Raw genomic sequence first — 13,076 nt, 5'->3', positions numbered from 1 at the left:
CATAGGAACGCTGCGGGGGACGCCGATATCTGCTCCCGCATTATCATGCTGGATTTCCTCATTCCGCGATAGGGCAATAACCCCGCGGCGATCCTGCGGGCATACGGAAAGTAGGCCGGCTAAAACAGTGTAGGCTGTAACGCTTTCAGGCGGAAGCTTCGACGGTGGACGGCACTGTAGCCGTGGAGCTTGATCGCGTCGATATGCGCCGCCGACCCGTACCCCTTGTGTTTTTCAAAGCCGTACTGCGGGTAGGTGTCAGCCAGGGCAACCATCTCCCGGTCACGGGTGACTTTGGCGAGGATGGAGGCCGCGCTCACTTCGGGCACGTCGGCGTCGGCCTTCACCTGCGTCCGCAGTCCGTTGACCCCGTAGGTCGAATTGCCGTCGAAGAGGTAGTCGGCCTCCCCCAGCACTTTCATGATCTCTTTGAGCCCTTTTGAGAGGCAGGCGGAGATGCCCTCATCGTCAATCTGTTGCGCGGAAAAACGCACGATGTGGTAGGCAGCATTTGCCATAATGCTTTCATACAGCAATTCGCGCTTTTTTTCTGTCAGTTTTTTCGAATCGTTCAGGCCGTTGAGCGGCGCGTGTAAGATGACGCCCGCCATGACGAGGGGACCGGCGATGGGGCCCCGCCCCGCTTCGTCGATCCCGCAAAGAGGTAGTGCTGTTTCCATTCGGATATTTTAGGGTGTTCCGGCCCAAATATAGCTATAATCGGTAAAACGGGGAAGGGAAAGTGCGATGCGGTTACTGGTGGTCTGGCTCTCGACAACGCTCCTACTGTTCGGTTCCGAGGCATCCGACATTGTCAAAAAGGTCGAGGATAACCTGCGGGGCAAAGACGTCTACATGAAGCTGGAGATGGTCATTACCTCGGCCCGGCACAAGCGGACGGTACGGATCGAGAGTTGGGCCGAAGGGAAGACGAAGAGCTTTATGAAGATCCTCTACCCGCCCAAAGACCGCGGCATCACCTTTTTGAAACTCGACAAGCAGCTTTGGCAGTACGTGCCGAAGATCGAACGAATCGTCAAGATCCCGCCGTCGATGATGCTGCAGAGCTGGATGGGGAGCGACCTTACCAACGACGACATGGTCAAAGAGAGCTCGATGGTCGACGACTACGATGCGGAGATCCTCGAAAAGACGGCGGAGACGGTGACCATTGCGTTCACCCCGAAACCCGATGCAGCCGTCGTGTGGGGACGGATCGTCTCGACGATCGACCGGCGCACCTATACGCAGATCCACGATGTCTTTTACGACGATTTCGGCAGCGCGGTACGCGAAATGTTCTACAGCGACGTGAAAATCTTCGGCAGTCACCATCTCCCGACGGTGATGAGGATCAAACCGCTGGAGAAGGGCAAGGAGAAGAACGAGACGCTGGTACTCCTCTCCGACGTCGTCTACGACCGGGGCGTGAGCGGCAGCTACTTCACGAAGCAGGCGCTCAAACGCTACTCGCGCTAGGGGATCATGATGTTCGGACTGGCGCTGAAAAACATCCTGCATTACAAAGGGCGGACCGTCGTTACCTTCGCCCTGACCTTTTTCAGCTCCCTGCTCTTTATCGTCTACGTCGCCCTGATGGACGGTTCGCATGCGCATATGCTCAAAAGTGCCCTTGACGTCTACGAAAACGCCCTGCATGTCTACAAAAAAGGGTACCGCGAAGAGGGCGGTTACGATTACCTGCTGACCGACGTTTCCGCGGAGGAGGCACTGCTGGCGCGCACGGCGGGGATCACGGCCTACGCCCCGCGCCTGGAGAGTTTTGCGCTGCTCTCGACCCCCCGCGACTCCGTCGGGGCGATGGTGGTGGGTATCGACCCCGGACGGGAACGCCGGCTGTCCAAAATGGCCGAAGCACGCCGCGAGGGGCGCTACCTCGACGATAACGATACCAATGCGCTTTACATCGGCAGCGAACTGGCGGTAAGGCTTAAAATAGGGGTCGGCGATACGGTTGCTCTCATCGGCACGGCGACGGACGACTCCTTTGCCGCCGACAACTTCCGGGTCGTCGGTATCTTCAAAACGGGCCTTTTCGAATTTGACGCCTCTTCCGCGTTTGTGAACAAGACGTACTACGACACGCTGATGCTGAGCGGGGATATGGCGTCGTACATCGTTGCTTCCGTCGACGACCTTGCGGCGTTGCCGCAGACGGTCAAAGCGGTGCAGTCCGGCCTGGCCAGGGGGCTGGAGGCGGTGCCGTGGACGGTGCTGATGCATGCGCAGGTGGAAGCGATGGAGGTGGACAGTGTTTTCGGCTACATCTCGATGGGGGTCTTCTTCGTCGTCATCTTCTTTGTCATCATGATTTTCAGTTTCCTCAATATCGTCGGGCGGACCCGGGAGCTGGGGATGCTGCGCGCCATTGGCCTCTCTCCCCGGAACGTCTCCGCGCTGCTGCTGCTGGAGATGCTGCTGATAGCCCTCTCTGCCGTCGGGGCTTCCGTGGCCGTCGGGGCGCCGATCGCCTGGTACTATGAACTGCACCCCGTCGTTATCGAGGGGATCGCGGAGGCGTACCGTGATTACGGGATCGTCGACGACCAGATCCCGATGCGTTTCGACTGGTTCACCATCGGCTGGAACGCGGGGGTCGTCTTTGCGCTCAATATGCTGGCGGTCCTCTACCCCATTGCGGTCGTCAAACGTTACACCCCCGTGGAGGCGATGCACCATGTCTAAGGCGACCTTCGCGTTGGCACTGAAGATGGCGTGGTTCAACCTGTGGCGCCGCGCCCGACGCTCCGCGCTCGTCATTCTCATGATCGCCGGCAGTATGACGGCGATGCTCGCCATCGAGGGGCTTTACGACGGGATGGTCAAGACGATGCGCGAGAGTACGATCCGCAGCGACAGCGGCGAGATTTCCGTTTATGCCCCAGATTTCCGCCTCTACCAGAGCCTGGAGTACGCCATCGCCGACGACCGCCCCCTGCTGGCGGCACTCGATGCGGACCCGGCGGTCGCCGCCTACTCCGTCCGGCTCTCGCAGACCGGCCTGGCGTCGACGGCGCGCAAATCGGCGATGGGACGTCTGGTCGGCATCGACCTGGAAGCCGAAGAGCGCTTCGGGCAGCTCTCCGGTTTTGTCAAAGCGGGAAAGATCGACTGGGGGCGGCGGCAGAACGGCTGCGCCATCGGCAAGAAACTGGCGGAGGACCTGGGCGTCGAGGTGGGGCACCGCCTGGTCTTTTCCTCGCAGAATGACCAGGGGGATATCAGTGCCGTCTCGCTCTATGTGACGGCAATCGTGCAGACGTCGAACCTGCTCATCGACAACCAGACGATCTACGTCGCCCTGCCGCGCAGCCGCACCTTTTCAGGGTTGGGTGCGAACGGCGCGACCCAGGTGGCCGTGCGGCTGGCTGAGCCTTTGCAGACGGAAGCGGTTGCCGCGCGGCTGAAGGCTGCCTTCCCGGGGCTTGACGTCGAGACGTGGCAGACGCTCTACCCGGTGCTCAAACAGATGCAGGAGATGATGGTCATCTTCAACTCCATCACCTTCGCCATTGTGATGCTTGTGGTCCTCATCGGCATCTTCGGCGTCATGCTCGTCTCTGTCCTGGAACGCACTCGCGAATTCGGCATCCTCATTGCGCTGGGTACTCCCCAGTCGCAGCTGCGCATACAGGTCGCCGCGGAGGCGCTGGTGCTGGGTGTGGTCGGCTTCGTCCTGGGCGCGTGTACAAGCTACGCCGCCCTGTGGTACCTGCAGACGCAGGGGCTGGACCTGCGCGAATACGCGGCGGGGCTGGAGGCGTTCGGCTACAACGCCGTCGTGTATGCCGACATCAAGAGCCGCTACTTTACCAATACCTTCCTGGCCATTATCGCGGCGGCGCTCGTTTCGGTGCTGCTGCCGATGCGAAGGCTCAAAAAGCTTAATCCTATCGAGGTGATACAGGTATGATCGAACTGCGCAGAGTGAACAAATATTTTTACAAGGATACGGAGCGCGAGGTGCACGCCCTTCGCGATATCGATCTCACCGTCGAGACGGGGGAGTACGGGGTGATCACCGGGCCGTCTGGCTGCGGCAAGACGACGCTTCTAAACGCCATCGGGGCGCTCGACGCCATCGACAGCGGCTCCATCACCATAGACGGCACCGAACTCTCCGGCCTTGACGAGGGGGCGCGCTCGCGGCTGCGGCTCGAGCAGATCGGCTTCGTCTTCCAGGCCTATAACCTCGTCCCCGTGCTGACCGTACGTGAGAACATCGGCTTCATTATGAAGCTGCGCGGTTTTGCGCCCGAAGCGATTGAACAGCGGGTGGCGGAGGTGGCGAAGCTGCTGGAAATAGAGGAGAAGCTCGACGCCATGCCCGGCCATATCAGCGGCGGTCAGCAGCAGCGCGTCGCCGTGGCCCGGGCGGTGGCCGCCAAACCGAAGCTCATCCTCGCCGACGAACCGACGGCCAACCTCGATTCGCGCAATTCAGGGCACCTGATGGCGATGATGAAGCAGCTCAACGCGGTCGAAAAGATCACGATCCTTTTCTCTTCGCATGACGATTACGTCGTGGAGCAGGCGCGGAGGATCATCAAGCTCAACGACGGGCAAGTTGTGCGATGAGCCGTTGGCGGCTGCTTGCCGGGTCGGTACTGCTTTCGGCCCTGATGCCGCTGCAGGCGGAGGAGCCGACGTTCACGATTGAAAATACGAACTTCCTGCTGCATCAGCACTCCGGTCTCGACGACACGGCGTACCTCTATGACTATGACCGGCTCCGCCTCAGCGGCGGCTGGCGGGACGGGGGGTATTTCCTGACGGGCATCGGGGACGTCGTCAACCACCTGGGGAACGGGTACGTGCACAGCGATGAATTCACGCTGCTGGACGACGTTCGGCCGGACATCCCCTTTGAAGTGCGCACCGAGGCGCAGCATTACGGGCCGGGAGCAGCCCATGCACGGATCTACCGCCTCTACGGCGGGTACGAGGACAGTGTACAGCGGGTCACCGCCGGGATCCAGAAGATCAGCATGGGTGTGGGGCGGATTTGGACGCCGACGGACCTCTACAATGCAAAAAACAGTTATGCCCTGGAACCCGACGAAGTGTACGGCGTACTGGCGGCAACCTACAGCTATGCCCCCAGCGATCTCAGCACGGTGACTGCCGTCGCATCTGTCCGCCACGACCGTTCGTTCAAATACGCTGCGCGCGCAAAGGGGTACCTCTCTTTTGCCGACGTCGGCATCGATTTTATCCGCAGCGAAGATACGTTAATGGTAGGGTACGAGCTCGAAGGCAACTTCTTCACTACCGGGGCGGAGTGGCGCAGCGAAGGGGGGTATTTCAAGAGCGACCTCCTGGACACGGAATTTTTTCAGGGGATCGCCGGGTTCGACTACGGTTTCGAAAACGGCATCACCTGGGTTGTCGAAGCGCTCTACAGTTCCGAAACCTTCACCTATACGAAGCTTCTTGACAACTACGCGGACGAACTGGTCGGCAATATGGTCCAGTCCCCCTTTTACGCCGGGACGACTTTAATGTATGATTTCAACCTTGCATTCAGCGGCTCTTTCCTTTATATAGAGAGTTTCGATGAAGCGAACAGCCGTTTTGTCGCCCCGTCGCTGACCTACACGCTGAATGACCACAACACCTTCACGGCCGGGATACTGCTGGGCTTCGGCAGCGACAGCAGCGCATTCGGCCCCTACGGCGAGCGCTTCTACCTGGAGTGGCAGGCCAGTTATTAGAGAGAGACCAATGTTTTCAAAACGTATCCTTGCCGTAACGGTTGCGATATCAATCGGCATCGCGGGCGTAATATTCGCCGCCTACAATTCGCCATCTTTTTTAAACAAGGATTGGACGATGAAGTTTGATAAAACCATTACGATGTTATCCGCCTCGGCAGCAGCACTGCTGATGCTCAGCGGCTGTACCGAAGACGGTTCCAACGGCGTTGACGGGATCACCCCGAACGCGAACGAGGCGACGCTGATCTCCTTTTCGGAGCTGAGCGCCCCTGTCCTCGACGAGGAGAAATCCAGCCTCCGCGCCACGGACAGCGTTACTTACCTCAAAACGGGGAAAACGGCGTCCATCGGCTTTATGAAGCTGATGGCGACAGCCGATGTGAACAACGGCGAGACCTTCGGTCTGCTCAAAGACCATACGGATGCGGCGATCAGTTTCACCGACGGCAGCCCGTACATCTGTAACGGTACGAACAGCGGTGACGGTTCGGGTCTGGACCACTCTTCCATCCTGCGCGCGAACGGCCGTATCTTTATGGTCAACCAGTTCGAATGCGGCATCGGCGGCATGTACGGTATGGAGCTGCAGCAGAACAACGGCACCCTCTCCGTCAAACCGGACTCCATGCAGTACATCAGCCAGAAGGCGGACTTCGGCGGCTGGGTTCACTGTGCCGGTATGACGACGCCGTGGGAATCCCACCTCGGTTCCGAAGAGTACGAGCCCGATGCGAAAAAAATCGAGGACACGCTCGATCCGTCCACGAAGCTGACCAGCAACTCACGCTTCAACGAGGTGACGAAGTTCTACTGGAAAGACGAGAACAACGCGAACGCGACGGCGGACAACAACCCGTACTTCTACGGCTGGATCCCGGAAGTCAAAGTGGATGCTTCTGTAGCAACACCGGTTTTCGACTATACAAAACACTTCAGCATGGGGCGTGCGGCGTGGGAACTCGCCTACGTTATGCCGGATGAACGTACGGCGTACCTCACCGATGACGGCACGAACGTCGGTTTCTACATGTATATTGCCGATGCGGCGCAGGATCTGAGCGCGGGGACACTGTACGCGGCCAAGTGGATCCAGACGTCTGACGAAGGTGCGGGCAAAGCCGACCTGATGTGGATCAAGCTGGGCCACGCGACGGATGCGGAGATCCGTACGATCGTTGCCGGCGAGCCGGTCTTCAGCGATATCTTCGCATACGAAGCACCGGTGGGCGATGCCTGTAACCCGGGGTACACCTACGTCAACACGGCGATGGGCAAAGAGTGTCTGCAGGTCAAAACGGGCATGGAGAAAGCGGCTGCCTTCCTCGAAACACGCCGTTTCGCCGCAATGAAGGGCGCAACGACCGAGTTCAGAAAAGAAGAGGGTGTCACTTTCGACCCTGACCACAACCTTCTGTTCGTCGCGATGAGCGAAGTCCGCAAGGGGATGACGGACGATGCGGGTGATATCCGTCTTTCCGAGAACAAGTGCGGTGCGGTCTACGGACTGAACATCAACGGGGAGACGCAGACAGCCTACGACTCGGAGCAGGCGATGATCGACAGCAACTATGTCGTTCACAACATGCATGCGGTTGTCGAAGGTGCGCCGGCATCCTACCCGGAAGGCTCTGCGTATGAGAGCTACACCTGTGCGGTCAGCGGTATTGCCAACCCGGACAACGTTACCTACCTCGCGGGACAGAATATCCTGACGATCGGCGAAGATACCGGGGCGCACCCGAACGACTTCGTCTGGGCCTACGATGTCGTCAGCGAGAAGCTGACCCGCATCATCTCTACACCGTACGGTTCCGAGACGACGTCTCCGTACTGGGAGCGCGACGTCAAAGGGTATGACTACCTCACTGTCGTCACGCAGCACCCCTTCGGTGAAGTCTCCACCGGCGACGTAGAGTACGGCCTCGTCGGCCAGGCGACGGACGCGCAGAAAGAGTCCTTCGTCGGTGTCGTCGGACCGTTCAAGTTCTGATCGCCCTTGGCGATCGGAGAGGGCATCCCGCCTTCTCTTCGTGCAGACCGTACCGCCTCCTCCGTACGGTCTGCAAGGATAGAATCATGAAGTACCCCTCTTATCTCCTGGCCATTGTTTTACTCTTTGCAGGCTGCAGCAGCGATACCCCGGCAGGTGACGCCGATACGACGCCTCCCCCGCTTCCCGAGGCCAATGCGAGCCTCTATGAAACGGAGCAGGTCTTCACGGACGTGACGGCGATGACCGTCAAGAACAGCTACGGCGCCTATGTGACGTCGCAGTGTTATACGAAGACCGAAGCAACCGACGGGCGTGTACACAACCCCTGTTTCAGCTGTCATATCAACTCGGTCGAACCCAACTACATCGACGACGCGGCCCTTCAGGAGCGCTACGCTTTCAGCGAAGCGACCTACAAGAACCCGTGGAGCAACCTCTTTATCGACCGCACGGATGCCGTGGACGCCGTCTCCGACACGGCGATCCTTGAGTACGTCCGCGGGGACAACTACTTCGACGCCAACGGCAGCATCATGCTCGGCGAGATCCTGAAGCATGTCCCGGACACCTGGGATTACAACCATGACGGGCAGTGGGGCGGCTACGTCCCGGACTGCTACTTCGCGTTTGACGGTGAGGGGTTCGACCGTGACCCGGACGGCACTTTTACCGGCTGGCGGGCCTTTGCCTACTATCCGTTCCTGGGCACCTTCTGGCCGACGAACGGCTCCACGGACGACGTGCTGATCCGTCTGCCGGAAGTGATGCGGCAGACCAAGGAGGGGGTCTTCGACAAAGAGGTCTATAAGCTCAACCTCGCCATCGTGGAGGCGCTGATCAAACGCCGCGACATCGCAATCGCGCCGGTGGACGAGAAGGTGTACGGCGTGGACCTGAACCAGAACGGCACGCTCGACAGCGCGGCGAAGGTCGTCTACCGCTGGGCCGCACCCTCGTACGATTTTGAAAAGAAGCGCTTTTACAACTACGCCATGTACTACGTCGGGCGCGCGCAAAACGCGCAGATCGACAACGCACTGCACATGGCCCCCGGCCTCTACCCCGAGCAGACGGAGTTCCTGCATACGGTGCGCTATCTCGATGTGGACGCCAACGGCAGCGTCGGGATGGCCCCGCGGATGAAGGAGCTGCGCTACGGACGCAAGAGCGCCTGGAACACCTACCCGCAGCTCTCCAACGCGGCCCAGGCGGAGATCAAGGACAAGGATGCCTTCCCCAACCGCCTGCGTACGATCACCGGCAACGAGGAGACGGGGCTCAATACGGGACTGGGTTGGGTCTACCAGGGCTTTATCGAGGACAAAGAGGGGTACCTGCGGCCCCAGACCTACGAGGAGACGCTCTTCTGCATCGGCTGCCATTCGGGCATCGGTGCCGTCGTCGACAGCACCTTTGTCTTCCCGCGAAAATTCGAGGGGGGAGCAAAGCAGATGGGGTGGTACCACTGGACGCAGTCGGAGAGCGGTTTTAACGGTATCAAAGAGCCGCTCCTGGCCGACGGTCGTTATGAGTACACCCTCTACCTGGAAGCGAACCATGCCGGGGATGAATTCCGTGGCAACGATGAGGTCATGGCACGCTTTTTCGATGCGAACGGGAGCCTGATACCGTCAGAGATCGAAGCGCTGCACAGCGATGTCTCCCGCCTTATCATTCCTTCGAAAGCGAGGGCGCTGATGCTGAACAAGGCTTACAGGGTCATCGTGGAGGAGCAGGGCTATATCTACGGCCGCGATGCGCACGTTTCGCCCGCGGCAAATGTGCATCAGCAGGTGGCGGTCGATACCCCGACCGGTATCAAGGCCGTCACGATGAAACGCTACCCGCTGCAGTAAACCGTTTAAGTGTAAGGGTTAACACCCCTTTTTGTGCAGATGTTCTGCAAATGCCGCAGCCTCTTTCGCTTCGCTGCAGAGGTACCCCTGGTAGGCGACGGCGGCGTCATTCTCACGCAGCATCTCGCGCTGCGCTTCCTCCTCGACCCCCTCTGCGATGACCTGGTAGCCGAACTGGCGGGCGATGTCGATAATGGCGCGCACCAGGGCTGCGTCCTTGGGGTCCTGCAGGATGTCGCGGATAAAGCTCTGGTCGATCTTGAGGGCCGAAAAGGCAAACTGTTTGAGGTAGGAGAGGGAGGAGTAGCCGGTACCGAAGTCGTCGATAATGAACTTGACCCCTTCGGCGTTGAGTGTGTCGATGAGCTTTTTCGTCTTGTCGAAGTTCTCGATGAGTGCCGTCTCCGTGATTTCGAGCCGCAGCTGTTCGGGAGCGATGCCGTGGCGCCTGACGCTTTCGACGATGACGTCGGCGAAGTCGCTTTCAATGAGCTGGCGGGGACTGATATTGACGGAGATATACTCCAGGTTGAAGATCCCCTCCGCTTCCCAGGTGCTGATCTGCCGGCACGTTTCGTCAATGACCCATTCGCCGATGGCCCTGATCATCCCCGACTCCTCGGCGACCGGGATAAAGTGGGCCGGGGAAATCTCGTTGCCGATCTCGTCATGCCAGCGCAGCAGCGCTTCGGCGGCGATGACGCGGTCGGTCGCGATCTGAACGATGGGTTGGTAACAGAGGGTGAAGCCGTCCGTATCGATCGCATGGCGGAGCCGTTGCTGCGTATGGAGGTAGTCGCGGGCTTTCTGGTCCATCTCGGGATCGTAGAACCGGGTACGGTCGCGCCCCTCCTCCTTGGCCTGGTACATCGCGGTGTCGGCGCGGCGCAGGACTTCGTCGATATCGTCGGGGAAGCTTTCCAGGGTCGTAATCCCGATACTGCAGGAGGTATAGAGCTGGTGGCCTTCGATGCGGTAGGGTTGCCGCAGGGCTTCGTGGATCTTTTCCGCGACCTGGAAGGCGTGGCGGACGGTCCCGTCCTCATCGCTGGCGATCACGGGCAGCAGGATGACGAATTCATCTCCCCCGAGACGGCTGAGGGTATCGCTTTCGCGCAGCAGCGTCTCCAGACGCCGGGCCGTCTCGACGAGCAGCTGGTCACCGACAAGGTGGCCGGCGCTGTCGTTAATGTGTTTGAAGCGGTCCAGGTCCAAAAAGAGCAGGGCTGAGAAGTGGGCGAGACGGCGGTCCTCCTTGAGCAGCTGGCGGATGCGCTCTTTGAGCAGCTCCCGGTTGGGCAGCCGTGTCAGCGGATCGTGCAGGGCGAGGAACTCCGCCTGCTTCATGGCGTTGTGTTCCTGGGTCTTGTCGGTGAACATCGCCATGCCGCCGATCATGCCGCCGCGGTCATCGACGATGGGGATGAACTCCACTTTGATCCAGAGGTCCAGGCCCCGCAGCTTGGTATGGTATGGACCTTCGTAGACGCCGTAACGGGTATAGTTGTCGTCGTGGTAGGCGCCGCGCAGGGGTCGCTGATCGGGGAGGTCCCGCAGATGGAGCCCTACGAGCTGGTCGCGTTCGGCATGGAGGAAAGCACACAATGCGTTATTGGCATCGACGATGACCAGGTCGTTATCGTAGTAGAAGATCCCGATGGGGGCCTGTTCAAACATCATGTGCAGTCGCTGTTCACTTTTGCTGAGGCGCGCTTTCGCGTGGTGGTACAGCTCGAGGTTGCGGTAGCTCTCGACGAGGCTGAGGTGAAACTCGCGGGCGGTGCGGATGACGACGATAATAAAGGCGAGGACGAGGATGAACGAGGCGAAATAGATCGGTGAATCCGCTTCAAGCAGACGGTAGGCCAGGGGGACGAGCAGGGCGAAGAGATAGATAAACGAGAGGCGCAGGTCCGCCGCAAGGGTACTGAGGGCGCCCGCACTCATGCCCACGGTCAGAAGGATGATGAACATCTGGTAGATGGGGGCGACCGCGGCGAAGAAGATCAGCGGGATGGCCCCCCAGGCGATAGCCGAAAAGAGGACGCCGAGGAACAGACGCTTGTACCATTGACTGTAGGTCGGTAACTTCTGCCGGAAAAAGAGGCTCGTATCGACGACACGGATCAGGGTGATGCCCGAGATAAAGGCGTACCAGAACAGCAGCTGCGTGTGGTCTGCGACCGGCCAGAGGATATAGACGAAAAGCGATGCATTGAACCAGATGACGATGGCGGCACCCGAGAAGTTGTCGTAGAGAAGCCGGAGGAGGCGCAGCCGGATGTCGTCGGCTTCCCGGAAATGCTTGGAGAGGTGGAGCAGTGACGATCCCTTCATCCGTGCCTTTCGTTTTTCGGGCTATTATACTCTATTTTGTGTTTTAAGGCTGACGTCAGCCCTCATCGCTCAGTGCCCACTGCGCAAAGGGGATCATCTCCGCTTCGACGAAGGGGTGGTGCAGGGAGGATTCGCTGCTCATCGTGATGACTTCGACCTTCTTCACCCCGTGGGTAACGATGAAGGCTTCTGCCTGTTCGATCTTTTTGAAGAGGATCTCCTTGGTCCCGAAGGGCATGCAGAGAATGACGCGGCCGCTTTCGGGCAGGTAGAAGTCGATCTGCTCCTCATAGAAGATCTGTGTTCGGTGCTTGACGAGTTCGGCCAGCACCATGTTTTCGAAAAGGCGACCGAAGTGTTTCTGGAAGACCAGGGCGTTTTTGAGGGCGATGTCGCAGAGGTAGAGCTTCTTTGTGGCCCTGGGGTGGTCGAACTTGGCCACGGCGTGCAGGTACCCCTCGGCAATCAGTTTCTCATAGTGCCGGTAAAGCATGTCTTTGGAGATTTTGCGTTCGCTCTTGAGCCGTTCGTAGAGCATGAAAGCGGAGACCTTCTGGGTGTAGAGGCGGGCGGCCAGCTGCATCAGGTCGAAGCCGATATCGCCCAGGGCGGTTTTGAAGGTACGCTGCAGCAGGAGGTTTCGCTCCTCGGAAGGGGTCCTGTGCATCACCGGGAATCCCCCCAGCTGCAGGAAGTCGTTGAGGGCACTCTCATCGTACTTGCGCTCGAAAGCCAGGAACTCTTCGAAATCCAGGGGGAAAAGACGGTAGTGGGCAAGGTCCTGGGTGTCAGTTAGCTCGCGGCCGATGAGGATCAGCTGCGATACGGCGGGGCGCAGCAGCTCCGGCCGGTAGTTGTCCAGCACAACGGTTTCAATGTCATGGGTATTGCAGAACGAACGGATCTGGGCGTTGAAGCGGTCGGTATCAAGACGGATATCGCTGCAGTCGATGTAGAGGTAGGAGGCCTTGCGCTGCTGCAGCAGGTAGTGTTTGACGAGCATGGTTTTGCCGCTGAGGGCGACGCCGCTGAGGCAGAAGGAGTGCTCCGGCACCGAGAACTTGCGTTCGACATAGCCGCCTGCGTGAAGGTCCTGGCGGTAATACTTTTCCAGCAGTTCGGTCATGGCATCCCCCTTTTTTGACTAGAGTG

At 59.4% G+C, this 13,076-nt stretch carries 10 protein-coding genes; 7 read left to right on the top strand and 3 right to left on the bottom strand.

Features of this window, described 5'->3' with window-relative positions; translation table 11 throughout:
* Window positions 1–119: 119 nt before the first annotated feature.
* A complete protein-coding gene (locus WCX18_RS12175; RefSeq protein WP_345988226.1) occupies window positions 120–680 on the bottom strand; it encodes a ribonuclease HII in 561 nt (186 codons plus the stop codon).
* 67 nt (window positions 681–747) lie between these two features.
* Here WCX18_RS12175 and WCX18_RS12170 point away from each other — a divergent pair, with 67 nt between their 5' ends.
* From WCX18_RS12170 to WCX18_RS12140, 7 genes are all read left to right on the top strand, one after another.
* Window positions 748–1,479 carry an outer membrane lipoprotein-sorting protein gene (locus tag WCX18_RS12170; protein WP_345988224.1) on the top strand — a complete coding sequence of 244 codons (732 nt, stop codon included), beginning with the start codon at window positions 748–750 and terminating at the stop codon, window positions 1,477–1,479.
* A gap of 6 nt (window positions 1,480–1,485) precedes the next feature.
* On the top strand, window positions 1,486–2,706 hold the full coding sequence (locus WCX18_RS12165; RefSeq protein WP_345988223.1) for an FtsX-like permease family protein: 1,221 nt from the start codon (window positions 1,486–1,488) through the stop codon (window positions 2,704–2,706).
* Window positions 2,699–3,934: an FtsX-like permease family protein gene (locus tag WCX18_RS12160; RefSeq protein WP_345988221.1), complete on the top strand. Its 1,236-nt coding sequence runs from the start codon at window positions 2,699–2,701 to the stop codon at window positions 3,932–3,934. The genes WCX18_RS12165 and WCX18_RS12160 overlap by 8 nt, the downstream gene beginning before the upstream one ends.
* Window positions 3,931–4,599: an ABC transporter ATP-binding protein gene (locus WCX18_RS12155; RefSeq protein ID WP_345988219.1), complete on the top strand. Its 669-nt coding sequence runs from the start codon at window positions 3,931–3,933 to the stop codon at window positions 4,597–4,599. Before WCX18_RS12160 ends, WCX18_RS12155 begins: the two co-directional genes overlap by 4 nt.
* On the top strand, window positions 4,596–5,735 hold the full coding sequence (locus WCX18_RS12150) for a hypothetical protein (RefSeq protein WP_345988217.1): 1,140 nt from the start codon (window positions 4,596–4,598) through the stop codon (window positions 5,733–5,735). The genes WCX18_RS12155 and WCX18_RS12150 overlap by 4 nt, the downstream gene beginning before the upstream one ends.
* Window positions 5,736–5,853: 118 nt before the next feature.
* Complete coding sequence (locus WCX18_RS12145) at window positions 5,854–7,728, top strand: alkaline phosphatase PhoX (protein ID WP_345988215.1); 1,875 nt, start codon at window positions 5,854–5,856, stop codon at window positions 7,726–7,728.
* An 86-nt stretch (window positions 7,729–7,814) separates the two neighbouring features.
* Window positions 7,815–9,587, top strand: a complete 1,773-nt coding sequence (locus tag WCX18_RS12140; RefSeq protein WP_345988213.1) for a hypothetical protein — start codon at window positions 7,815–7,817, stop codon at window positions 9,585–9,587.
* Between the two features lie 18 nt (window positions 9,588–9,605).
* On the opposite strand, the gene WCX18_RS12135 is transcribed toward WCX18_RS12140, so the two are convergent.
* Both WCX18_RS12135 and WCX18_RS12130 read right to left on the bottom strand, forming a co-directional pair.
* On the bottom strand, window positions 9,606–11,924 hold the full coding sequence (locus WCX18_RS12135) for an EAL domain-containing protein (protein WP_345988212.1): 2,319 nt from the start codon (window positions 11,922–11,924) through the stop codon (window positions 9,606–9,608).
* Window positions 11,925–11,979: 55 nt separating this feature from the next.
* Window positions 11,980–13,050: an ATP-binding protein gene (locus WCX18_RS12130; RefSeq protein WP_345988210.1), complete on the bottom strand. Its 1,071-nt coding sequence runs from the start codon at window positions 13,048–13,050 to the stop codon at window positions 11,980–11,982.
* Window positions 13,051–13,076: the final 26 nt, after the last annotated feature.

The organism is Sulfurimonas sp. HSL1-2, assembly GCF_039645565.1.
Taxonomy (GTDB): Bacteria; Campylobacterota; Campylobacteria; order Campylobacterales; family Sulfurimonadaceae; genus Thiomicrolovo; species Thiomicrolovo zhangzhouensis.
The sequence above is the reverse complement of the archived record's forward strand: the minus strand, read 5'-3'. Positions and strand labels throughout refer to the sequence as shown.

Excerpts from the sequence above, each read along its gene's own strand:
- WCX18_RS12150 (WP_345988217.1), top strand. The coding sequence starts at position 4,596 with ATGAGCCGTTGGCGGCTGCTTGCCGGGTCGGTACTGCTTTCGGCCCTG.
- WCX18_RS12160 (WP_345988221.1), top strand. The coding sequence starts at position 2,699 with ATGTCTAAGGCGACCTTCGCGTTGGCACTGAAGATGGCGTGGTTCAAC.
- WCX18_RS12155 (WP_345988219.1), top strand. The coding sequence starts at position 3,931 with ATGATCGAACTGCGCAGAGTGAACAAATATTTTTACAAGGATACGGAG.
- WCX18_RS12175 (WP_345988226.1), bottom strand. The coding sequence starts at position 680 with ATGGAAACAGCACTACCTCTTTGCGGGATCGACGAAGCGGGGCGGGGC.
- WCX18_RS12145 (WP_345988215.1), top strand. The coding sequence starts at position 5,854 with ATGAAGTTTGATAAAACCATTACGATGTTATCCGCCTCGGCAGCAGCA.
- WCX18_RS12165 (WP_345988223.1), top strand. The coding sequence starts at position 1,486 with ATGATGTTCGGACTGGCGCTGAAAAACATCCTGCATTACAAAGGGCGG.
- WCX18_RS12130 (WP_345988210.1), bottom strand. The coding sequence starts at position 13,050 with ATGACCGAACTGCTGGAAAAGTATTACCGCCAGGACCTTCACGCAGGC.
- WCX18_RS12170 (WP_345988224.1), top strand. The coding sequence starts at position 748 with ATGCGGTTACTGGTGGTCTGGCTCTCGACAACGCTCCTACTGTTCGGT.
- WCX18_RS12140 (WP_345988213.1), top strand. The coding sequence starts at position 7,815 with ATGAAGTACCCCTCTTATCTCCTGGCCATTGTTTTACTCTTTGCAGGC.
- WCX18_RS12135 (WP_345988212.1), bottom strand. The coding sequence starts at position 11,924 with ATGAAGGGATCGTCACTGCTCCACCTCTCCAAGCATTTCCGGGAAGCC.